The organism is Laedolimicola sp. (assembly GCF_051972735.1).
GTDB classification, from domain to species: domain Bacteria; phylum Bacillota; class Clostridia; order Lachnospirales; family Lachnospiraceae; genus Laedolimicola; species Laedolimicola intestinihominis.
This window is the reverse complement of sequence record NZ_JBOKYU010000004.1, coordinates 31,735-54,847: the sequence shown is the minus strand read 5'-3', so window position 1 is coordinate 54,847 and position 23,113 is coordinate 31,735. Positions and strand designations below refer to the sequence as shown.

The following is a 23,113-nucleotide window of genomic DNA, read 5'->3' as shown; positions in this document are numbered from 1 at the left end:
TTTTGAGAGAACGCATGGAAAGGATAAGCAAGAGTTCCTGCGAGGCTTTCGGCGGGACGCCGCAAGGAGTGAAAGAACATGACAAAAATCAAAATCTGCGGCCTGAAACGACCCGAAGACATCCGGGCAGTCAACGAGGCACAGCCGGATTTCGCAGGCTTCGTCATCGAAGTGTTGAAGAGCCGCCGGAATGTAAGCGTCGAACAGGTACGGGAGCTGGCGAAAGGCCTGTCAGAGCAGATACAGGCCGTGGGCGTCTTTGTAAACGCGCCCCTGGATTTGGTGGCCGGACTGCTGAACGACGGCACATTGGCGCTGGCACAGCTTCACGGCAGTGAGGATGAGGCCTATATCCGGCAGCTGCGGCAGATGATCGATAAGCCGCTGCTCCAGGCTTTTTCCATCCGCACAGAGGCTGACATAGAACGGGCCTTACAGAGCAGCGCCGACTATCTGCTCCTCGATCAGGGAGGCGGCGGAACCGGCCAGTGCTTCGACTGGTCCCTGGTTCCGGAGCTTGCAAGGCCGTTTTTCCTGGCGGGAGGCCTCGGCGCTTCGAACCTGTCCGAAGCCATCTCCCAGGTGAAGCCCTGGGCGGTGGACTTAAGCAGCAGCCTGGAGACGGATGGCGTAAAGGATCCGATAAAGATACAGGCAGCGGTGAAAATGGTGCGAACACTGGAAATCGGTTTCTGATAAAAAAGACATAAGATAGAAACGATCAGACTGGGCGGAAAACGCGCAGCCAACATACAGGAGGAACCATATGTCAAAGGGAAGATTTGGAATCCACGGAGGCCAGTACATTCCGGAAACACTGATGAATGCAGTGATTGAGCTGGAAGAGGCCTATAATCACTATAAGGATGACCCGGAATTCAACCGGGAGCTGACAGAGCTTCTGAACGATTACGCGGGACGGCCCTCCAGACTTTATTATGCGGAGCGCATGACAAAGGATCTGGGCGGTGCGAAGATTTACCTGAAGCGTGAGGACCTGAACCACACCGGAGCCCACAAGATCAACAACGTGCTGGGTCAGGTGCTGCTGGCGAAAAAGATGGGCAAGACCCGCGTCATCGCCGAGACCGGCGCAGGCCAGCACGGTGTAGCGACGGCCACTGCAGCGGCGCTCATGGATATGGAATGCGAGATTTTCATGGGAAAAGAGGATACAGAGCGGCAGGCGCTGAATGTGTACCGGATGCGGCTCTTAGGCGCGCAGGTACATGCGGTCACCAGCGGCACGGCCACCCTGAAGGATGCGGTTTCTGAGACCATGCGGGAGTGGACCAACCGGATTTCGGATACCCACTATGTGCTGGGTTCCGTCATGGGACCTCATCCGTTCCCAACAATTGTAAGAGATTTCCAGGCAGTTATTTCCAAGGAGACGAAGCAACAGCTCATGGAGAAAGAAGGACGGCTGCCGGATGCGGTGCTGGCCTGCGTGGGCGGCGGCTCCAATGCCATCGGAAACTTCTACCACTTCATCGAGGATCCGGAGGTGCAGCTCATCGGCTGCGAGGCGGCAGGACGGGGCGTCAATACGGCGGAGACGGCGGCTACTATCGCCACAGGCCGCTTAGGTATCTTCCACGGCATGAAGTCCTATTTCTGCCAGGATGAATATGGACAGATAGCGCCGGTATACTCCATTTCCGCAGGACTGGATTATCCGGGCGTGGGACCGGAGCATGCGCATCTTTACGATATTGGCCGGGCTCAGTATGTGCCGGTGACCGACGACGAGGCTGTGGAGGCCTTCGAGTACCTGTCCCGGACTGAGGGAATCATTCCGGCCATCGAGAGCGCCCATGCGGTGGCCTACGCAAGAAAGCTGGCGCCCACCATGGACAAGGAGCAGATTATCGTCGTTACTATTTCCGGACGGGGCGACAAGGACTGCGCGGCCATTGCCCGTTACAGAGGGGAGGATCTTCATGAGTAAAAAAGTTGCAGACGCATTTGCAAATGGAAAGGCATTTATCCCGTTCATTACCTGCGGCGACCCGTCGCTGGAGGTGACGGAACAGCTGGTCTATGCCTGCGAGGAGGCGGGCGCGGACTTGATTGAGCTGGGTATTCCGTTTTCAGACCCTACCGCAGAGGGTCCGGTCATTCAGGCGGCCAATATGCGGGCCCTGGCGGGCGGCGTGACCACGGACAAGATCTTTGCCATGGTAGAGCAGATCCGGCAAAAGACCGATATTCCCATGGTATTCATGACCTACGCCAATGTGGTATTTTCCTATGGAAAAGGTACCGAAGACTTTATTGGCCGGGCAGCGGAAATCGGTATGAACGGCCTGATTCTTCCGGATGTGCCCTTTGAAGAAAAGGAAGAATTTGACAGCGTATGCAGGCAGTACGGACTGGATTTGATTTCCCTGATTGCACCCACATCCCATGAACGCATCAAAATGATCGCAAAAGAGGCGAACGGTTTCGTTTACTGCGTATCTTCCTTAGGCGTTACCGGAACTCGGACTGAGATTACCACGGATATCGGAGCCATGGTGAGGCTGGTAAAAGAGGCGAAGGACGTCCCCTGCGCCGTGGGCTTTGGCATCGCTACCCCGGAGCAGGCGAAGAACATGGCCTCTCAGTCCGACGGTGCCATCGTGGGTTCCGCCATCGTGAAGCTCTGCGCGGCCTACGGAACCGAGTGTGTGCCAAAGGTGAAGGAGTATGTGAAAGCCATGAAGGACGCGGTGCGGGAAGCGTAAATTTTCTTAGTGTTTCCTTAATCTTCCGTTTACCGCCTAGACAGCCCGGGGAAATGGTGCTATGATAGCCCCGTTATGATAAAAGCATTATTAAGAGCGATTTTAAAGCCCCTGTCCTTCCTTCCGGCGTTGGCCATGATGTATGTCATCTACGGTTTCTCGGCCCAGGATGGAATCACATCGGGGAATTTAAGCTACAAGGTAAGTGAAATCATCGTCGAGACGGCAAATGAGAGCTTTGATCTGCACTGGAGCGCGCAGGAGGAGGCGCAGTATATTCAGAGAATCAATTATCCGGTGCGGAAGCTGGCTCATATGACAGAATATTTTCTGCTGGCGGTCTCGGTATCCTTTCCGCTGTATGTATACGGCGTGCGCGGGATCTGGTTGCTGCTTCTGGCAGGCGGTTTTTGTGTGGGCTTCGCGGCGCTGGACGAGTACCACCAGTCCTTTGTGGCGGGCCGCGGACCGTCGAAGCGGGACGTGGCTATCGACAGCGTCGGCGTGACGGTGGGCGTCATTCTGGTGCAGATTATCTGTTTTATTGGCAGGGTGACGGTCTTCCGTCCGTTGGCGAAGAAGAAAAAGAAGAGACGGGCATAAAACGAAAGAGCGAAGCGTCGGAAAATCAGTGCTTCGCTCTTTCATTTCTATCACAAAAAAGGAACCCTTCTCCAAGGATTCCTTTTCATTCGTCGGCGTGACAGGATTTGAACCTGCGACCTCTACGTCCCGAACGTAGCGCTCTACCAAGCTGAGCCACACGCCGTTTTTGTGACTTGCCGTCAACAAATGATATAATAGCATAAGTTTAAGAGTTTGTCCAGTAGAAAATTAAAAAAATTTAAAATATTTCGCAGGGTAGATCAATCGATGTAAATGTGATACAATGCAAAAGAATATAGGCTCTGCTCCCGGACACTGACTGAGGAGAATTGTGTCATAAAAACGGAGAGTGGTAAGCTTATCAGAAATGGAGGAATTATCTATCATGGTTGAATGGAAAAATCTGGATACCCTGAAATCCTATCAGGAGCTGAAAGACACCGCACGCGTAAACCTGGCGGAAGTCATGTCCGGTGAGAACGGAGCAGAGCGTGTGAAGACATACAGTGTGCCAATGGCAGAAGGCATGGCATACAACTACGCCGCAAAGGCCGTAGACGATAACGTACTGGCAGTACTGGCGAAGCTTGCAAAGGAAGCACAGCTGACGGAGAAGTTCGCGGCTCTCTATAACGGCGAGGTGATCAACACCGGCGAGAAGCGTCTGGTGCTTCACCAGTTGACCCGCGGCCAGCTGGGCGACGCAGTAGTAGCGGACGGCGTGGACAAGCGCGCGTTCTACGTAGAGCAGCAGAAGAAGGTAGCGGACTTTGTGAATAAGGTACACGCAGGCGAAATCACCAACGCGGCAGGCGAGAAATTCACCACTGTCGTTCAGATCGGTATCGGCGGCAGCGACCTGGGTCCCCGTGCAATGTACCTGGCGCTGGAGAACTGGGCAAAGAAGAATGACACCTTCAAGATGGAAGCGAAGTTCATCAGCAACGTAGACCCGGACGACGCGGCAGCCGTACTGGCTTCTATCGATGTGGCTCATTCCCTGTTTGTACTGGTATCCAAGTCCGGTACGACTCTGGAGACTCTGACAAATGAGTCCTTCGTCAAGGACGCGCTCGCAAAGGCAGGTCTGGACGCTTCCAGGCATATGGTAGCTGTCACCAGCGAGACCTCTCCGCTGGCTAAGAGCGACGATTATCTGGCGGCCTTCTTCATGGACGACTACATCGGCGGACGTTATTCTTCCACCTCCGCAGTAGGCGGCGCTGTCTTATCCCTGGCCTTCGGTCCCGGGGTATTTGATCGCTTCCTGGCAGGCGCAGCTGCAGAGGACGTGCTGGCAAAGAATGAGAACCTTCTGGAGAATCCGGCGATGCTGGACGCTCTGATCGGCGTATACGAGCGCAATGTTCTGGGTATGGGCTGCACAGCAGTTCTGCCGTACTCCCAGGCACTGAGCCGCTTCCCGGCCCATCTGCAGCAGGCAGATATGGAGTCCAACGGAAAATCTGTGAACCGCTTCGGCGAGCCGGTAGATTACGTGACCGGACCGGTCATCTTCGGCGAGCCGGGAACCAACGGGCAGCATTCCTTCTATCAGCTGCTTCACCAGGGAACCGACATCGTACCGCTGCAGTTCATCGGATTTAAGAACAACCAGTGCGGCGTGGATGTGGACATCCAGGGCAGCACCAGCCAGCAGAAGCTCTGCGCCAATGTAGTTGCTCAGATGGTAGCCTTCGCGTGCGGCAAGGAAGACGAGAATCGCAACAAGTACTTTGCAGGCGGCCGTCCCTCCAGCATCATTGTAGGCGATCAGCTGACTCCGGAGACTCTGGGCGCGCTGCTGTCTCATTTTGAGAATAAGATTATGTTCCAGGGCTTCGCATGGAACCTGAACAGCTTCGACCAGGAGGGCGTACAGCTTGGCAAGGTACTGGCAAAGCGGGTACTGGCGCATGATACGGACGGAGCGCTGAAGGCTTACAGCGATCTGCTGAATATCTAATCAGATCATAGAAAATAAAATCGCAGCAGAATAGAGAAATCTGAATAGCGAAAACAGAAAATCTCATGTATGGATGACAGAAGCCATCCGTACATGAGATTTTTTATGAGAAATATTGTTTTTACAACTTTCAGTTAAAGATAGGAAAAGTAGTTCTTAGTTATATTTCATCTATTTGTTCTAAATATTTAGTTTACATAAGATTGTAGCTGGATATCTATCCATGAAACATCCGGCTTACGTACAGATAGAAATCCGGGTTCCTGTGCAAAACGAAGTTGGTCTCATTGGAGAAAATCGTCAATAGTCCGCGCCCAATGGTAAGGACCAGCAGGAAGCATACAAGCCCATACAGGATCCGCGCTGATCGCGTTCCATCATAATGAATCTGATCCAGTATCAGAAACAGGGCCAGCACCGACAGCGCCGGCGACAGGTCGCAGACATACCGGATCAGAATACCGCCCAGGATAAAGTCCAGATACCCCAGTACCAGCGCAGCCAGCAGTACCAGAACCGCCGTCTGCTTTTTCAAAAGCTCTTTTTTGCCTGAAGACTTCGTGCAGACAACCGGAATCAGCAGGAAAATGCCCAGATTCAGCGGCATCTGTAAGAGCCCCGCGCTGTATTCCTGATAGAGATAGTTTCCGAAATCCAGGCAGATGTCGTCGGTAAATTTCAGGAATGGGAAAAACTCCTTGTATACAAAAGGCTCCATAAAATAGTGATACAGCATATTACCGAAGTGATGCAGGCTTAAGGTCACCGAATTAAACCGGATATCGCTCTCCGTCAGCTGATAGGAGGTGCCAAACTCAAAGAAAGAGTCAAAGCGGATGTAATTGTAGTACATGATTCCGGCAGCTCCGATGAGAACCGGAATCAGGAACGGCAGGGCGCTCTCCAGAAAGCGTTGTCTTGCGGAAAGCTTCTTATCAAAGAGAATCCGCAGGAACAGCGGCGCGCCGAAGGCCATGGCCAAGAGTACCACATTGGGCCGGGACAGTACCAGCATGACTACGGAAAGACCGCAGAGTGCGAAAAGCAGCACTCGTTTCCGGGCAGTCTGTGCCAGATAACCGTAAGAAGCCAGGGCCGTAAACGCTGCCAGCCAGCCGAAAGCGGCAATGGATGGCAGATAATAAAAGCTGCCGGAAGAAGCCTGCATCAGCCACAGAAAGCTGCCGCCCGGCACCGCGATTTCTCCGATCAGAAGGATCAGCAGATTGGCTTTGGGAGCAAAGAGCCGCAAGAGCCCATGAATGGCCGCGAAAGTACACAGCACGGCGAACAATGTCAGCAGCGTTCCCGCGAAAGCCGTCGTCGGCAGCATGCCGGTTACCAGATAAATGGGATAATACACCATAAAGAGGGGGGCAAGCCCGAAATAAGAATAATATTTTCCGTTGTAATAAGCCCGATCCCAGTGATAATCCACATCCATTTTTTCACGTTCCGTCTTATCATAAGGGTTGGGAAGAGTTTCCAGATCCGGATTAACGTCCAGATCAAGATATACCTGGCCTTTCGCAAAGGCGTCCAGCTGCTGCATGTAAGCGTCCGCGCCCATATCCATGGAACGGATATCCTGAAGCGACGGATAGGGACGCAAAAGCTGATGGGAAGCATCGCCTGCGTACAGGATACCTGCGGAGATAAAGAGGGACAGCAAAAGCGCCCCAAGCTGCAGACGTCGGTGGCTGCGTTTCCCGGGCTGATAATCCTGTGCGTAAATGCGGAAACGATAAATCAGAAACAGTACGGTAAAGAAAGCAGTCAGAAGAAGCACCCGGAGGCCATGGATGGACAGCGGCACCCGGGTATTGAGTGTCACAGACAGCAGAAAGACCGGTTCAGTCAGTTCATCGGTAAAGGTCAGGCGGAGCCGGTTCAGATCCCCATGGCTGTGGAGGCGTACAGTAAAGGTATTTTCCCGGCCGCCGGGATTGACGGTAAAGCTTCCGGCTCCGGTGGTCTTGGACGAAGTGGCCGCGTCGCAGATTCCCACATTTCCGGAAAGCACTTTGGCGGAACCGGCTGTGACCACTGTTACGCTGCGGACCGGCAGGGAAAGATTGTCGAAAGATGCGGATGGATTGTCCGGCAGCAGGGCCAGAGCCTCACCGTTCCAGCCTGCTTCCGCCGAAAGATCCATGGCGGTCTCGGGATAATCCCCGAAGGACTGTATAAAATAAGAAAACTGAAAAACACCAATCTCCAGCGCCAGCGCCAGAAAAAGAGCCGCGCCCAGTGAGACAAGAACGGCGGCGGGCACGGAAAGCTGCCGAAATTTTGTGCTTATATGATTCATAAAAGGAAATCCTTTCTTCTGTAAAAACAGAGTACCAATGCTAATCTGATAATAGCAGAGCGCGCGTCATTTGACAAGCCAAACAGAATTCGTCCGGGCGCAGAAAAAATCTCCGATTTCCCGGGAACAATTGACAAACCCTCGAAAAAAAACTACAATAAAAATACCTATAAGCGGAGAAAAGAGGAGGCTTGTATATGGATAAATTCGTAATTGCAATCACCAGAACCTGCGGAAGCGGGGCGACCTCTATCGGAAAAATTCTTGCAAAGAATCTGGGCGTGGAGATTTATGACCGGAATATCCTGCGTCTGGCGTCAGACGACAGCGGCATCAGCGAGGAGCTGTTCGCCAGGGCGGATGAGGATCAGAAGCAGAGCCTTTTGTTCCGGGCGTCCCAGAAGGTATATACAGGAGGCCTGATCCCGCCGGAGAAGGAGGATTTTACCTCGAACAATAACCTGTTCAACTATCAGGCTAAGGTGCTCCGCGAGCTGGCGGACGAGTCCAACTATGTGGTCATTGGCCGTGCGGCAGATTATGTGCTTCGCGACAAGCCGGGACTGGTTCGTGTGTACATTTACGCATCCCGGGAAAAGTGTATTGAGAAAGAGATGAACCGCCAGAAGATCGACTGGAAGACGGCGGATAAGTTCATCACCAAGACGGATAAGTACCGCCGCGATTACTATCGCTATTTTACCGGTCAGGAATGGGAGAATATGCAGAACTACGATCTGTGCATCAATACCACACAGATGACCTATGAGCAGGCGGCAAAGGCCATTCAGGATTTTGCGGAAAATATGCTGGCTGATAAATAACACAGACTGACAGAGATAAGAGGGGGTATCTGAAAGGAAAGATACCCCTTTTTGGATATTGGGATAAAAGGAAAATGACATGGCAGTAAAACGGGAATTTTCATACGCGTCCGCGGACGGGCGGACGAAGATCCATGGCGTGGAGTGGAAGCCGGAAGCAGGAGAGCCGAAAGCGGTGCTTCAGATCTTCCACGGCATGGTGGAGTATATCGAACGCTATGAGGAGTTCGCCTCTTACCTGACGGAAAAGGGCCTTCTGGTGGTGGGCAATGACCATCTGGGCCACGGCGGCTCCATTGTAAATAAAGAGGATTACGGATATTTCGCAGAGAAGAACGGTAACGGAATCGTGCTGCGGGATCTGAGAACTCTGCACAAGAGGACGGCGAAGCGGTATCCGGAGCTGCCCTATTATATACTGGGCCACAGCATGGGATCTTTTTTGCTTCGTCAGTATCTGTGCCGTTACGGTGATGAGCTGGACGGTGCGATTATCATGGGAACCGGAAGCCAGCCGATGGCGGCATTGCGCTTTGGGCAGAACCTCTGTCGGTTGATGGCGAAGGTGAAGGGATGGCGTTACCGCTGGCCCTTTGTTGACAATATGGCCTTCGGGGGCTATAATAAGCACTTCCGACCGGCCCGCACCACCAGAGACTGGCTGACGAAGGACGAGCGGATTGTAGACGCTTATCTCGCAGATGAGCGCTGTACCTTCTTATTTACACTGAACGGCTATTATAATCTGTTCCATAGCATCGAGGAGGCCTCGATGCCGGAAAATCTTCAGAAAATGCCGATGGATTTGCCGGTGCTGTTCGTATCCGGAGCCGAAGATCCGGTGGGAAATTTTGGAAAAGGCGTGGAGCAGGTGCGGAAGGCCTTTCAGGCTTTAGGTATGGAGGACGTTACCTGGATTTTATATGAAAATGACAGACATGAGATCCTCAACGAGACAGATCGTGCCACGGTCTACAAGGATCTCTACGCATGGTTGTACGTACGGATGAACGATCCGCGGCGTAAAACAGGAGGAAAATAATTATGAAAATAACAAAGAAGCTTTTAGCACTGGTACTGGTTCTGACCATGACTCTGGGACTTGGCGTGACAGCGAATGCCGCCTCCGATGACAAACCGATTCTGGCGCTGGGCGCGGATTTAAGCACGGATCAGCGGGCTGCGGTTCTGGGACTTCTGGGCGTGGATGAGAGCGATCTGGCCAATTACGACGTCATCAGCATCACCAATGCGGAGGAGCATCAGTATCTGGACGCTTACCTTTCATCCAGCGTTATCGGCACCCACGCCTTATCATCCGTGCTGATCCGTCCGGCTGAGGAGGGCGCCGGCCTGAATGTTACCACTTATAACATCAGCTACTGCACCATCGACATGTATACCAACGCACTGCTGACCGCAGGCCTTCAGGACGCCAACGTATTCGTGGCGGCTCCGTCCAACATCTCCGGAACCTCCGCTCTGATCGGCGCGGTCAAGGGTTACGCGGATATGACCGGCACCAAGGTAGATGAGCAGGCTCTGGAGACCGCCGTCAACGAGCTGGTAGTGACCGGCGATCTGGGTGATCAGCTGGGCGATTCCGAGACCGCTTCCGACATGGTGGCCTATATCAAGCAGCAAATTCTGGAAAATAATGTAAAAGACGACGCAGACATTGAGAAAATCATCCGTGATGCCATGGACAAATTTAACATCAAGCTGACCGATGATCAGGTTCAGCAGCTGATTGGCCTGATGAACAAGATCAGCAAGCTGGATATCGACGTGGACGCCCTGTCGAAGCAGGCCACAGAGATTTACAACAAGCTGAAGGGCATGGGCCTGGATCTGGACAAGATCGATACCAAGCAGGTCGGCAATTTTATTACCCGCTTTTTTGATAAGATTATGAGTCTGGTAAATCAGTTTATCGGATAAAAAGAATAACATTGGGGGAGCAACATGTACAAGGTATTGCTGGTAGACGATGAAGCCCTGACCCGCGAAGCAATCAGTGAAAATATCCCGTGGGGGAAGCTGGGATTTGAGCTGGTAGCAAGCTGTGAAAATGGCCGGGACGCCATGGAAGTAATTCGACAGAAGAAGCCGGATCTGGTACTGACGGATATTTGTATGCCTTATGTGGATGGAATAGAGCTGGCGAAGTATATCTTCGAGAACTGCCCGGACACAAAGACGATTATTATCAGCGGCTACGATGAATTTGAGTATGCCAAGCAGGCGGTGCGCTATCAGGTGATGGAGTATATTCTGAAACCGATCACACCGTCGGAGCTGACGGAAGTGCTTTTGAAGGCAAAGACGCGTTTGGATGAAGCGCGGACCGAACGAACCACATTAAAGAAATTAAAAGGGGCCTATCAGAGCAACAGGCCTCTTTTGCGCGGGCGCTTTTTGAACAGTCTCCTGCGGGGAGACGAGCGCCGGGAGAACCTGGAAGAGAAAATGAAGGATCTGGATGTTTCTCTGCCGGGTTCCTTCTATAATACAGCCATTGTGACAGGGGACGACCTGTCGCCGTTTCTGGATCGGTACCCGGGCGTGCGGGAGGAACTGGCACAGTTTTCCATTTACAATATTACCCAGGAGCTCATTGAACAGCGGAAGCTGGGCGTAGTATTTCAAAATATGGACGCCAGCACGGTAGTCATTTTCTATGGGGATAATAAAAAAGAGCTGGACGAGCGGGCGGAGGCTGCGCTGACGGAAGTGCAGAAGACGGTCAAAGAGCTGCTGTTTATTGATACAACGGCAGGCGTAGGCGAGGATGTATCGGACATTATGAAGCTCTATCAGTCCTTTGAAAAAGCGAAGGCGGCGCTGGAGCTTCGGTGGCTTCTTGGCGGTTCCCGGATTCTCTGGTCGGAAATGCTGGATGCCAGTAAGAGCGCGCCCATCGACGTGTCCCATTGGGCGGAACGGGTTCTGGCAGGTGTGAAGGCCGGGAATACGGAGATTATTGAAAAAGAAGTGCGGGGCTTCGCCCAGGAGCTCCGGGAGCGGCGGACCAATCGGACCCGTTCCATTATCTATATGCAGAACCTGCTCCTCAGCGTGATAAACAGCGCGGATTTGGAAGAAGAACAGGAAAATGAGATATACAAAGAAGAAAAAGAGCTGATGAACCGGCTTTATACCTACGAGCGGCTTCGGGATATGTCCACGGACATCATTGCTATCTGCGGACATCTTTCCAGGCTTCTGAATGAGCAGCGGGACAGCTACGGGAAAAAGCAGGCAGCCAGAGCGCAGGAATACATTGAACGCAACTATATGAATTCAGATGTGACCCTGAATTCCGTCTGCACCTATCTGGCCATGAGTACCAGCTATTTCAGCACCATGTTCAAGATGCATACCGGAGAGACCTTTATCGAGGCGCTGACAAAAAAGAGGATGGAAAAGGCGAAACAGCTACTGGAAAATACTTCCAAACGCGCCTATGAGGTAGCTGAAGAAGTGGGATTTTCCGATCCCCATTATTTCAGCGTGGCCTTTAAGAAAGCCACCGGCAAAACCCCGACCGAATACGCGAAGGAGAAACGGAAGAAATGAAAAAAAATCTGCTGACGCGGTTCCGCAGTATCCGTACTTCGATTATAGTGGTCTTCAGTGTGCTGATTGTCTTTTCCCTGCTGACCTATCTGGTGATTTCTCTGCGGTATACGGAAAATACGGTTCTGAAGAATTCCAAGGCCTATACCTCGCAGCTGATTGGCCAGGTAAACAACGACATTGATTCTTATATCAACTATATGGAAAATATTTCCTATATCGTATCCAGCAACTATGATGTCCGGGATTATCTCTTTACGGAAAATTTGAGTGACGAGCGCGCAAGGCAGCTGCGGGAGCGGATTACCACCGTATTTAAGACTGTGTCGGATACCCGCGGGGATATTACGAATATTGCTTTACTGCCTCAGGATCGGGATCCGGTCATCAATGACGGGGACGCGGAGCTGAATCCCTATACGAAGGTGAGCGCCATGTCCTGGTATCAGGAGGCGTTGGAGCTGAATGGACAGGCGGCTATCTCATCCTCGCATGTGCAGAACGCGGTGCGGGATAAATATGACTGGGTGGTGACCTTAAGCCGGAGCATCACCAACAAGGCGAATCCCGGCGTCTGCGGCGTATTTTTTGTGGATTTGAATTACAACTCCATCCGGGAACTGTGCGAACGCATCAGCCTGGGCAATAAGGGTTATATCTATATCCTGGATAAAGACGGAAGTATTGTCTATCATCCCCAGCAGCAGCTGATCTACAGTGGTATGAAGCATGAATTGATTTCCGAGGTCATGGAGAGCACAGACTCCTCTTTCCTGACAGAGGATGGAAAGCTATACACCGTTTCCCGGTCGGAGGCCACCGGCTGGATCGTGGTGGGCGTTTCCAGCGTGGCGGAGCTGATGGCGGACGCGGACGCGGCACGGCTGATTTATGTGGTCATGGCGCTGCTGCTTTTTACCGTGGCGCTGACATTGGCCTACCTGCTTTCCAGCGAAATTACCAGGCCCATTAAGGGACTGGAGCGCTCCATGAAGGAAGTGGAGCGGGGCAATTTCAGTAATGCGGCCCTAGCAGTGCGGGACAGCAATGAGATTGGCTCCCTGACCCGCAGCTTCAATATTATGACTGAGGAAATTCAGAACCTGATGCGGCAGAGCGAGCAGGAGCAGCGGGCCAAGCGCAAGTACGAGCTGAAGGCGTTGCAATCCCAGATTAGCCCTCATTTTCTGTATAATACCCTGGATTCCATCATCTGGATGGCCGAGTGGGGCAAAAACAAGGAGGTTGTAACCATGACGTCGTCCCTGGCGCGTCTGCTGCGTCGGACCATCAGTAACGAACAGGAGCTGGTGACCATCGGCGAGGAGTTGGACTGCACCGAGGCATATCTGACCATTCAGAAAATGCGGTATAAGGATAAACTGGAATATTCGATTTCGGTAGAAGAAGACATAAAAGAGGAAAAAATTGTAAAACTCCTTTTGCAGCCCCTGGTAGAGAATGCCATTTATCACGGTATCAAATATAAAGAAGGAAAAGGCACCATTGAAATCCGCGGTTTCCGAACCGGCGGCCTCATACAGCTGGATGTGGAGGACGACGGCATCGGCATGGACGCGGAGGCTCTGGCCCATATCTTCGAAAAACACATCCGGGATACAAAGTCCAACGGCGTGGGCGTCTCCAATGTAAATGAACGGATCCGGCTGTTCTACGGCCCGGAATACGGGCTGCATTTTGAGAGTGAGCCGGGACAGGGAACCAGGGCTATCGTGGTGATTCCGGCCGGAAAGGACGTGACGGCAGTTGAAAATGAGTAAAAAACGGGCACGGATGCTTCTGGCTGCCGGCACGGCCCTGATTGTGCTGGCCGGCGGCCTCTGGTACTGGAAAAAGGCCCGGGACACGGCGCGCCCGTTGGATATCGTGCTGATACAGAAGGCTCTGGATGATACGGATTTCTGGACCTCCGTGTATCAGGGCGGGGAGACCGCAGCAGAAGAATATAATGTGAATCTGACTGTCATGGGTCCGAAAAATGAGCGTGAGGTGGATACGCAGAACCAGATGATTCTGGACGCCATTGCATCGAAGCCGGACGCTATCGTGCTCTGCCCCAGCAGTACGGATCAGACCGCAGCATATGCGGAGCAGATTGAAAAAGCAGGAATCCGGCTGGTGTTGGCAGACTCCACCATGGATGAGCCCATGGGCAGCGCAGTGGTGGCCACCGATAATTATGAGGCCGGTTATAAGCTGGGCAGCTATATGAAGCAGTTTGTGAAGGAGGACAGTGTCATTGGAATCGTGGGGCATGTGAAGGGCAGCTCCACGGCAGTGGGACGGGAGGCAGGCTTTCGCGCAGGTCTGGGTGACGCCGGCTCACAGGTGGCGGAGATTGTATTCTGCGATTCCGACGCAGACAAAGCCTATGAGCAGACGAAGGAGCTTCTGAAAAAATATCCGGACATGGATATGATCGTGGGTCTCAATGAGTATTCTGCCGTGGGAGCGGCCCGGGCTGTGAAGGCTCTCGGGAAGACCGACCAGATCCGGATGGGCAGTATCGACAGCTCCATGGAACAGATCCAGTATCTGGAGGCGGGTATTTATGAAGCCCTGGTGATCCAGAAGCCCTTTAATATGGGATACCTGGGCGTGGAGACAGCGGTGAACGCAGTACGGGGGCGAAAGATCGCGAAAAGCACAGACTCCGGTTCGGAGCTGATTACAAAAGAGAATATGTACACGGAGGAGAATCAGAAGCTTCTCTTTCCGATCGCAAAATAAGGATTTCGCGAGCGGCTGTTTCGGACAGCAGCCTGCGAAATCTTTATTTATGTTGAAAAAGGTGCTTTATTTACCGCATTTTAGTTGATTTAAAGAAGATTTTCAACCTTTCCAAAAAGATTTTCTATTACTTTATTCATATTTTGGACATATAATAGTCATAGATTGACAGAGCGGACAAGACTGAAGAAATGGTTGTTCCGTTCCTTTTGTCTCTTTATGGGGTGAGGCAGGAGGGGCAGTCAGAAGTTAGGAGGAAGGAAAGTGGAGAAGATAAAAGAAAATGCGTTCGTCAAAAAGATTGGCTTTAACACATTGGTTCTGCTGTGTGTTATGGTGGTGCTGTACATACTGTTTGCCATTGCGACGCCGCTGATTAAGACAAATGCAAGCTTCGTAAGTTATTCTCGAATCGTAAGTGCTCTGAACTACGCTTACTTTTTAGGATTTCTTGCACTGGGTGTAACATTTGTAATTGCGACCGGAGGAATCGATTTCTCAATCGGACCGGTTATGTTCTGTTCAGCACTGATTTCAGGATATATGCTGACCCTGAAGGGTGTACCGCTTCCGGTATGTCTGCTGGTAAGCATTCTGGTAGGAACCATCTTCGGTATCATCAATGGTTTCCTGGTAGCTTACGCAGGACTGCCTTCCTTCATCACTTCCATGGCGAGCATGATGATTGCGAAGGGTGTCGGCTCCGTATTTACCAAGACACAGTCTGTCAGCTGGCCCCAGTCAGCAGACGCCAACGGCTGGTTCCGTAATCTGGTAAAGATGAAGGTAAACGGTATGGATATTCCGACCGGTCTTATCTACCTGATTATCGGCGCGGTTATCTGCTCCATTATTTTAAATAAGACAAAAGCCGGAAGATACATTCTCTGTATCGGAAGCAACCGCGAGGCGGTTCGTCTGTCCGGTGTAAATACAAAGAAATGGGAAATGCTTGCCTACATCATCTGTGGCCTGCTGGCAGGACTTGCAGCTATCTTCTATGTAGGAGCATACACCACCGTTCAGCCGGGTCTGGGCGATACCTTCAACAACGAGGCAATCGCGGGCTGCGTAATGGGCGGTACCTCCATGACCGGTGGAGTGGCATCCATCGCCGGAACCCTGGTAGGAGTTCTGATTATAGCCCTTCTGCAGGAAGGAATCCTGGCTATGGGATTCCAGATCAATTATCAGTATATCATTACTGGTATCATCGTACTGGTGGTTGTTTACGCTGACCTTAGAAGCCGGCGCAGACGGAATTAATCGGAAGGGGGAAGCGAAAAATGGGTGACGTAATTTTAACCATGAAGGGAATTGACAAGTCGTTCCCCGGCGTACATGCGCTGGATCACGTAGACCTGGAGATCCGCAAGGGAGAGGTTCACGCCCTGATGGGTGAGAACGGAGCCGGCAAGTCAACTCTGATGAAGGTTCTGACAGGTATTTACCATAAGGATGCGGGAACCATTACCTATGAGGGTAAGGAAGTAGAATTCACCAATCCGAGAGAGGCCCAGGATGCAGGTATCGTTATTGTGCACCAGGAGCTGAACATGATGGGTCATTTGACCGTAGCTCAGAACATTTTTATCGGCCGTGAGTACATGAACGGAAAGCTCATCGACGATAAGAAGATGAATGAAGAAGCAAAGAAGCTGTTCGATCAGCTTGGTATCAATATCGATCCGAAGGAGACCATGAGCCGCCTGACAGTCGGAAAGCAGCAGATGTGCGAGATCGCCAAGGCTATCTCCCATGACGCAAAGGTTATTATCTTCGACGAGCCGTCAGCAGCGCTGACCGAGGCAGAGATCGAGGAGCTGTTCAAGATTATCCGCGACCTGCGCGACAAGCAGATGGGTATCGTATATATCTCACACCGTATGGATGAGATTAAGGTTATCACAGACCGCGTAACCGTTATGCGTGACGGCGGATATGTAGGAACCCTGATTACCAAGGATTCCACCAAGGACGACATCATCAACATGATGGTTGGCCGTGTTATCTATGAGGACCCGAAGACAGAAAGCCAGGTTGCGCCGGACGCGCCGGTAGTTCTGAAGGTAGAGCACCTGAATGCGGGAAGAATGGTAAAGGATGTAAGCTTTGAGCTTCATAAGGGCGAAATCCTCGGCTTCTCCGGACTGATGGGCGCGGGCCGTACCGAGACAGCCAGAGCGCTGTTCGGAGCAGACCCGAAGGACAGCGGCGATATCTATGTCAATGGACAGAAGGTAGACATCAAGACTCCGCAGGATGCTGTTAAATGTGGTATCGGATACCTTTCCGAGGACCGTAAGCGTTTCGGTATTGTAGTAGACAAGACAGTAGCTGAGAACTCCACCATGGCTACCATGGAGAACTTCATGAAGGGCATCTTCATTGATAAGAAGAAGGAGAAGGATGTAGCTCAGGAATATGTAGAGGCCCTGAAGACCAAGACTCCCAGCGTGGATCAGCTGGTAGTCAACCTGTCCGGAGGAAACCAGCAGAAGGTGGTTATCGCCAAGTGGCTGGTAAGAAACTGTGACATCCTGATTTTCGACGAGCCTACCAGAGGTATCGACGTAGGCGCGAAGAGCGAGATTTATCATCTGATGAACGAGCTGGTAGCGGAAGGAAAATCCATTATCATGATTTCTTCAGAGATGACAGAGATTCTGCGAATGAGTGACCGTATCGTAGTCATGTGTGAGGGAAGAAAGACCGGCGAGCTGGGAATCGAAGAAGCCACACAGGAGCGGATCATGCACGCGGCAACGCTTAGAAATTAGGAGGGAATAAGACAATGACAGACAAGAAAAACGGAAATGCTTTTACAAACAATCCGCTTGTGAGAGCGATTGGTGTACAGAAAATTGTCGTCGTGATTGTGCTGATTGCCCTGATAGCGTTTTTCAGCGCGGTAAGCCCCTCATTCCGGCAGTATTCTACACTGTTAAGTATCATGGATTATACATACTACCTGGCATTCCTTGGAATCGGCGTAACCTTCTGCCTGATTACAGGCGGTGTTGACCTTTCCATCGGAACCGGTATGTTCTGCTACGCACTGATTGGCGGATACCTGATTACACGTCAGGGAATGCCGGTTATCGTAGGTATTCTGGCAACCCTGATTTGCGGTCTGGTAATGGGAATTATCAACGGACTGATTGTTTCCAAGGGCGGACACGCTCCGTTCCTGGCAACCCTCTGTACCATGATGATTGCCAGAGGTCTGGGCGCTATTGCCACCGGCGGAGCCAGTGTAACCTGGCCGGGCGCTACCGCACCCAACGGCTGGACCAGAAGCCTGTTCAAGCTGACGATAGGCGAGACAAAGCTTCCCCTGGGCTTCCTGTGGGTTATGATTCTGGCAGTGGTTATGAGCATCGTGCTCAATAAGACACGTACAGGACGTTACATCATCGCAATCGGAAGTAACAAAGAGGCAACCCGTCTGTCCGGTATCAACGTAGCAAAATATCAGACCATGGCGTATATATTCTCCGGTATCTTCACAGGACTTGCAGCGCTGGCTTACAGCTCCGCGTTCCAGTCCATGGCGCCCGGCGGCGGTGGTGGAGTAGAGCTGAACGCTATCGGCGGAGCTATCATCGGAGGAACCTCCATGAGCGGCGGAGCCGGAAGTATCTCCGGTACTATTCTGGGAGTATTTATTATGTCCGTACTCCAGACAGGACTTCCGCTTATCGGACTTCAGGCAAACTATCAGCAGATTATCATCGGACTGGTACTGATTGTAGCTGTTTACATCGACGTACTGAAGAATAAGAAGCTGGATAAGTAAGGGAAATTCAAAATTATATAACGATGTGTACTGCGGCGAGCAGTTCATATAAAAAAGAATCCAATAAGGAGAACTTAATAAAAGGAGGATTTTTACATGAAAAAGAAGGTATTGGCAGCAGTTCTTGCAGCAACGATGGTAGTTGGACTGACCGCATGCGGCGGCTCCAAGGATACCACCACAACCACAACTCCTGACGCAGAAACTGAGGAGACCACAGACGACGCAGCAGCTCCGGCAGCTGACGCAAGTGAAATGTCTTTCGAGATCGTTTCCAAGGGTCTGCAGCATCAGTACTGGCAGGCAGTTAAGAAGGGTGTTGAGCAGAAGGCTGCAGAGCTCGGAGTTACTGTTAACTTTGTAGGTCCGGACAGTGAGTCCAACATTTCTCAGCAGGTTCAGCAGCTTGAGAGTGCTCTGAACGCTAACCCGACAGCAGTTGGTCTGGCAGCTCTGGATACAGAGTCCGTTAAGGATCTGCTTCAGAAGGCTATGGACAGCAACATTCCGGTAATCGGATTTGACTCTGGTGTTCCGGGTGCTCCGGAAGGATCCGTACTTGCAAACTGCTCTACTGACAACTACGCAGCAGGCGCTCTGGCAGCAGAGAAGGTTTACGAGGCAGTTAAGGATCAGGTAGCTAACGCAACCGCTCCGGTTCGTGTTGGTGTTGTAGCTCAGGATGCTACTTCCGAGTCCGTTATCAACAGAGGTCTTGGCTTCATCGACAAGTTCGCTGAGCTGGCTAAGGCTGATGGCAAGACTTCCAACGTAGTTGGAAACGACAAGTACATCGCAGATTCCAAGGCTGAGAAGACCGATGGCGCTGACGTTGTTATCGACGTTCGTGTACCGGCAAGCGTTACCTCTGAGCTGTCTGCAGCAGATGCAACCGCTCTGATGAACGAGAAGGATACTATCGCAATCTATGGCTCCAACGAGCATTCCGCAAACGCTATCATCACCGCAAATGAGAACCTGAACAAGTGCGGCGTTGGCGAGGGCAAGATCGTTGCAGCAGGCTTTGACTCTGGCGCAGCTCAGATTCAGGCAGTTAAGGACGGCGTTCTGCTTGGTTCCATTACTCAGGCTCCGGTAGCTATGGGTGAGACTCTGGTTCAGCTTCTGTACGATGCAGCTTCCGGAAATACCGCAGCTGTTAAGGATACAGATACAGGATGCCAGTGGTATACAGCAGAGAACTGCGGTGACGCAGAGATCGCACAGAACCTGTACGAGTAATTTCGGTCAGACAGTATATCTGAAAACTAAATAAAATAATGAGGGGCACACCGTCTGGTGTGCCCTTTCTGGAATAACAAAGAAAAGGAGAACTATTATGTTAAAAGGAATTCCGAGTATCTTATCCCCTGAGCTCTTAAAAGTACTTTGTGAGATGGGGCACAGTGACCGCATCGTTATCGGCGACGGCAATTTCCCGGCAGAATCCATGGGAAAAGACGCTATCGTCATCCGCTGCGACGGCCATGGCGTACCGGAGCTTCTGGACGCTATCCTGCAGGTAATGCCGCTGGATACCTATGTGGAGAAGCCTATGAACCTGATGGAGGTAATGCCGGGCGATCCCGTAGAAACTCCGATCTGGGACACCTACAAAGAGATCGTTGCGAAGCATGATAAGCGCGGAGCTGCCTGCGTCGGCAATATTGAGCGCTTTCAGTTCTATGAAGAGGCAAAGAAAGCCTATGCGATCATTGCCACAGGCGAGAGCGCGGTTTACGCGAATGTGATGCTTCAGAAGGGCGTAGTCATTAACTAAAGTGTGTTAAAAGTGTGAAAAAATCTTAATATTTTCGGTATTTTCAGGGATATGCCTTGCGGCATATCCCTTTTTAAGTTATACTTTACTGCGTGTTATAAGAAGAAATGGGGACATTATGAAAAAATGGAAAAAATGTCTGTCCGCAATACTTTGCGCGGCCGTTCTGCTTCCGGGCAGCGAAGCGCTGGCTTCAGAAGGCGATCCGGAGCTGGAGAAAGAGCTGGCGCAGGTAATGCCGGAGAAAGATGAGTGTATGTTTGAAGATGGCGATGTAGTCGGCTTTATCGGCGACAGCATTACCCAGGTGGAATATACAGGCATCAGTTATCAGGAATTTATTTACAATTATTATATTACACGGCATCCGGACTGGAAGCTGGAATTCCGGAATCTGGGAACAGCTTCCTATATGGCGGCAGATGCGGTCCGTCTGTACAGTGACAGCGCGGTGGTGACAGATAAGGCCATTGACGGGATCAATAAGGCAGTCATTATGTTCGGTATGAACGAGGCCTTGCATAACTGGTCGGCCAAGCGGTATATTCAGAGTATTAACCAGCTGATTGAGCTGCTGAATGACCGGGGAATTACCAACGATCAGATTATTCTGGTGGCGCCTACGCCTTACGACCAGACCCGAAGCTCCAATTATGATGAAAATGGTAAGCAGAAGGATGACACCGATGATTTGCTGAGTGAATATACCGGAGAACTGAAGATTCTGGCGGACGAGCTGGGAACTCACTATATTGATTTGCATACGCCGATGCTCTGGGTGACAGAGATCGTGCAGGGGCGCATCCCGGATGACACGCTGACAGTCACGGACAATGTGCATCCCAATGCCATGGGAAATACGATCGCCGGCTTTTTCTTCCTGTACCAGCAGGGAGCGGATAAGGAGGTGGCGTCCGTGGAAGTGGGTGAGGATGAGACGGCAGTGACCCGCAATGCCACTGTGGCGAAGCTGAAGCGAAAGGGAGACCGCTATGTGTCCTTCCGCTATCAGCCACACAGTATTCCGATGGCAGTGACCTATGAATTTAACGAGGCGAGTCAGTATTTTGAGATTGTTGATGAGATAAGCTGGGAAAACCTTCAGGTAGCCGGTCTTCATCCGGATGTGACCTACCGGGTTTATATGAATCGGATTCTGGTGGGACAGTACAAAGGTTCCGAACTGGCGCAGGGCGTCAATCTGACGAACCTGGACTGGAATCCCGGCCAGGAAGCTGCCAAGCAGATGGAGACATTGAATCAGAGCTGGCACACCAATTCATCGGATTACCGGGCAGTGGTCAGACAGGCCATGAAGGGAAAGGCTACGCAGGCGGATGTGGATGCGGCTTACGGTACGTGGAGCGGAACCACAGCGGCACTGATCGGACAGATGTATGACATCGCCGGAAAAAGTGTGGAACACGCCAGAGTCGTGGAAATTGTAAGTGAAGATTATCATGTCTGGATGGGACAGGAAATCTGGCAGTGGATCGTGGCGGCAGTAGCAGCCATAGCGAGCATGGGGGGATTTATCCTATGGAGAAAGAGACGGAGACGTCTTCGGAAAGAACAGGAGAATGGAAAATGAAAAAGTTTGTAGCAATGTTGTGTGTGGCAGGGCTGCTGACCGGATGCGCGGTGAGTGGCGAGAAGAAAACAGATGAGGTAAAGCCGGAGGCTCCGGCGCAGACCGAGGAAACGAAAGAAGAGACAGCGAAGCCGGAGGAAAAGACGGAGACCGCTGCGGAGACAGAGAACGAAGGTGACGAGCAGGTTATGCCGGAAAACTTCCGGGAGCTGTTCGCGATCGAAGCGGAAGGCATTGATTATCTGTCGGTGGAAGGGATCGAGGTGCCGGAAGGCACTGCTATTTCTATGATTGGAAAGGATTCCGCAAGCGGCTTCTGGAAGCGTGTAAAAGCAGGCGCGGAGCAGGCGGTGACAGATATCAATGAAGCGCTGGGTTACACAGGAAACGCCAAAGTGAAGCTGACCTACGATGCTCCTTCCAAGGAGAATGTATCCGAGCAGATCGATATCATTGATCAGATGCTGGACAAAAACCCGGACGCCCTGATTGTGGGCTATGTTGACGTGAATTCCGGCAAAACCCAGCTGGAGCTGGCGGAGGCCAACGGCGTACCGGTGTTTGCGGTGGATTCCAGCATCCAGAATTCCCTGATTGAGACGGAAACCAAGACCGATAATTACAAGGCGGCTGCTGAAGCGGCAGACAGACTCTGTGAAGCTATCGGAGATTCCGGTGAGGTAGCGCTTCTGGTACACAGCTCCGAGACCGAGACCGGTATCGAGCGTGAGAAGGGCTTCCGGGAGGAAATCGAGCAGAATCACCCGGATGTACAGATTATAGATACGACTTATGTAAACGAGGATGAACGCAGCGCCGAGGAGATCGTGGCAGCTGTCATGGCAGAACACCCGGATCTGAAGGCATACTTTGGAACCAATGATAATGTGACCCGTGTGCTTGCCACCGTGGTATCTAAGTTTGCGCTGGAAGGACAGACCGTACTGGCCGCAGGCTTTGATACCTCTGCCAAGCTGGTGCAGGCTGTGAAGGACGGCACATTGACAGGCGTTATGGGTCAGGACGCCTTTGGCATGGGCTATGCCTGTGCCGTATCCGCGCTCCGCTCCATTGCGAGTCTGGACAATGCTTCCGTAATCGAGCCGGGTTACTACTGGATTAACGCGGAAAATGCGGATGACTCCGTAACCCAGATGCTGACTTATAAATAGAATCA

At 51.8% G+C, this 23,113-nt stretch carries 19 protein-coding genes and 1 tRNA gene; 18 read left to right on the top strand and 2 right to left on the bottom strand.

Features of this window, described 5'->3' with window-relative positions; genetic code table 11:
- Positions 1-78: 78 nt before the first annotated feature.
- The 4 genes from ACTRC3_RS02255 (at position 79) to ACTRC3_RS02240 (ending at position 3,332) form a co-directional block, all read left to right on the top strand.
- Positions 79-696 carry a phosphoribosylanthranilate isomerase gene (locus ACTRC3_RS02255; protein ID WP_440321236.1) on the top strand — a complete coding sequence of 206 codons (618 nt, stop codon included), beginning with the start codon at positions 79-81 and terminating at the stop codon, positions 694-696.
- A 70-nt stretch (positions 697-766) separates the two neighbouring features.
- Positions 767-1,951: a tryptophan synthase subunit beta gene (gene trpB, locus ACTRC3_RS02250; RefSeq protein ID WP_440321234.1), complete on the top strand. Its 1,185-nt coding sequence runs from the start codon at positions 767-769 to the stop codon at positions 1,949-1,951.
- Positions 1,944-2,729, top strand: a complete 786-nt coding sequence (trpA, locus tag ACTRC3_RS02245; RefSeq protein ID WP_440321232.1) for a tryptophan synthase subunit alpha — start codon at positions 1,944-1,946, stop codon at positions 2,727-2,729. The genes trpB and trpA overlap by 8 nt, the downstream gene beginning before the upstream one ends.
- Before the next feature lie 75 nt (positions 2,730-2,804).
- Positions 2,805-3,332, top strand: coding sequence for a VanZ family protein (locus tag ACTRC3_RS02240; RefSeq protein WP_440321230.1), 528 nt, complete (start codon positions 2,805-2,807; stop codon positions 3,330-3,332).
- A 92-nt stretch (positions 3,333-3,424) separates the two neighbouring features.
- On the opposite strand, the gene ACTRC3_RS02235 is transcribed toward ACTRC3_RS02240, so the two are convergent.
- A tRNA-Pro gene (locus ACTRC3_RS02235) sits at positions 3,425-3,498 on the bottom strand.
- A 222-nt stretch (positions 3,499-3,720) separates the two neighbouring features.
- Between ACTRC3_RS02235 and ACTRC3_RS02230 the strand changes: the two genes are divergently transcribed.
- The gene (locus ACTRC3_RS02230) at positions 3,721-5,301 is read left to right on the top strand and encodes a glucose-6-phosphate isomerase (protein WP_440321228.1); all 1,581 of its coding nucleotides are present in this window, start codon (positions 3,721-3,723) and stop codon (positions 5,299-5,301) included.
- Between the two features lie 217 nt (positions 5,302-5,518).
- On the opposite strand, the gene ACTRC3_RS02225 is transcribed toward ACTRC3_RS02230, so the two are convergent.
- On the bottom strand, positions 5,519-7,612 hold the full coding sequence (locus ACTRC3_RS02225; protein ID WP_440321226.1) for a hypothetical protein: 2,094 nt from the start codon (positions 7,610-7,612) through the stop codon (positions 5,519-5,521).
- A 197-nt stretch (positions 7,613-7,809) separates the two neighbouring features.
- On the opposite strand from ACTRC3_RS02225, the gene ACTRC3_RS02220 reads away from it, so the two are divergent.
- The 13 genes from ACTRC3_RS02220 to ACTRC3_RS02160 all read left to right on the top strand — a co-directional run bounded on the left by ACTRC3_RS02220 (position 7,810) and on the right by ACTRC3_RS02160 (position 23,108).
- Positions 7,810-8,436: an AAA family ATPase gene (locus ACTRC3_RS02220; RefSeq protein WP_440321225.1), complete on the top strand. Its 627-nt coding sequence runs from the start codon at positions 7,810-7,812 to the stop codon at positions 8,434-8,436.
- Positions 8,437-8,515: 79 nt separating this feature from the next.
- Positions 8,516-9,478 carry an alpha/beta fold hydrolase gene (locus tag ACTRC3_RS02215; RefSeq protein WP_440321223.1) on the top strand — a complete coding sequence of 321 codons (963 nt, stop codon included), beginning with the start codon at positions 8,516-8,518 and terminating at the stop codon, positions 9,476-9,478.
- Between the two features lie 2 nt (positions 9,479-9,480).
- Positions 9,481-10,377 (top strand): DUF1002 domain-containing protein, encoded by an 897-nt coding sequence (locus ACTRC3_RS02210; RefSeq protein WP_440321221.1) that lies wholly within the window; start codon positions 9,481-9,483, stop codon positions 10,375-10,377.
- Between the two features lie 24 nt (positions 10,378-10,401).
- Positions 10,402-12,015, top strand: a complete 1,614-nt coding sequence (locus ACTRC3_RS02205; protein WP_440321219.1) for a response regulator — start codon at positions 10,402-10,404, stop codon at positions 12,013-12,015.
- Complete coding sequence (locus ACTRC3_RS02200) at positions 12,012-13,796, top strand: cache domain-containing sensor histidine kinase (protein ID WP_440321217.1); 1,785 nt, start codon at positions 12,012-12,014, stop codon at positions 13,794-13,796. Before ACTRC3_RS02205 ends, ACTRC3_RS02200 begins: the two co-directional genes overlap by 4 nt.
- Positions 13,789-14,766 carry a substrate-binding domain-containing protein gene (locus tag ACTRC3_RS02195; protein ID WP_178039012.1) on the top strand — a complete coding sequence of 326 codons (978 nt, stop codon included), beginning with the start codon at positions 13,789-13,791 and terminating at the stop codon, positions 14,764-14,766. Before ACTRC3_RS02200 ends, ACTRC3_RS02195 begins: the two co-directional genes overlap by 8 nt.
- A 264-nt stretch (positions 14,767-15,030) precedes the next feature.
- Positions 15,031-16,032: an ABC transporter permease gene (locus ACTRC3_RS02190; RefSeq protein ID WP_440321214.1), complete on the top strand. Its 1,002-nt coding sequence runs from the start codon at positions 15,031-15,033 to the stop codon at positions 16,030-16,032.
- 20 nt (positions 16,033-16,052) lie between these two features.
- Positions 16,053-17,546: a sugar ABC transporter ATP-binding protein gene (locus ACTRC3_RS02185; RefSeq protein WP_440321212.1), complete on the top strand. Its 1,494-nt coding sequence runs from the start codon at positions 16,053-16,055 to the stop codon at positions 17,544-17,546.
- 14 nt (positions 17,547-17,560) lie between these two features.
- Positions 17,561-18,565, top strand: a complete 1,005-nt coding sequence (locus tag ACTRC3_RS02180; protein ID WP_440321210.1) for an ABC transporter permease — start codon at positions 17,561-17,563, stop codon at positions 18,563-18,565.
- 96 nt (positions 18,566-18,661) lie between these two features.
- Complete coding sequence (locus ACTRC3_RS02175; RefSeq protein ID WP_440321208.1) at positions 18,662-19,807, top strand: substrate-binding domain-containing protein; 1,146 nt, start codon at positions 18,662-18,664, stop codon at positions 19,805-19,807.
- A 97-nt stretch (positions 19,808-19,904) separates the two neighbouring features.
- On the top strand, positions 19,905-20,345 hold the full coding sequence (locus ACTRC3_RS02170) for an RbsD/FucU domain-containing protein (protein WP_178039017.1): 441 nt from the start codon (positions 19,905-19,907) through the stop codon (positions 20,343-20,345).
- Positions 20,346-20,463: 118 nt separating this feature from the next.
- The gene (locus ACTRC3_RS02165) at positions 20,464-21,936 is read left to right on the top strand and encodes a GDSL-type esterase/lipase family protein (RefSeq protein WP_440321206.1); all 1,473 of its coding nucleotides are present in this window, start codon (positions 20,464-20,466) and stop codon (positions 21,934-21,936) included.
- Positions 21,933-23,108 carry a substrate-binding domain-containing protein gene (locus ACTRC3_RS02160; RefSeq protein WP_440321205.1) on the top strand — a complete coding sequence of 392 codons (1,176 nt, stop codon included), beginning with the start codon at positions 21,933-21,935 and terminating at the stop codon, positions 23,106-23,108. The genes ACTRC3_RS02165 and ACTRC3_RS02160 overlap by 4 nt, the downstream gene beginning before the upstream one ends.
- Positions 23,109-23,113: the final 5 nt, after the last annotated feature.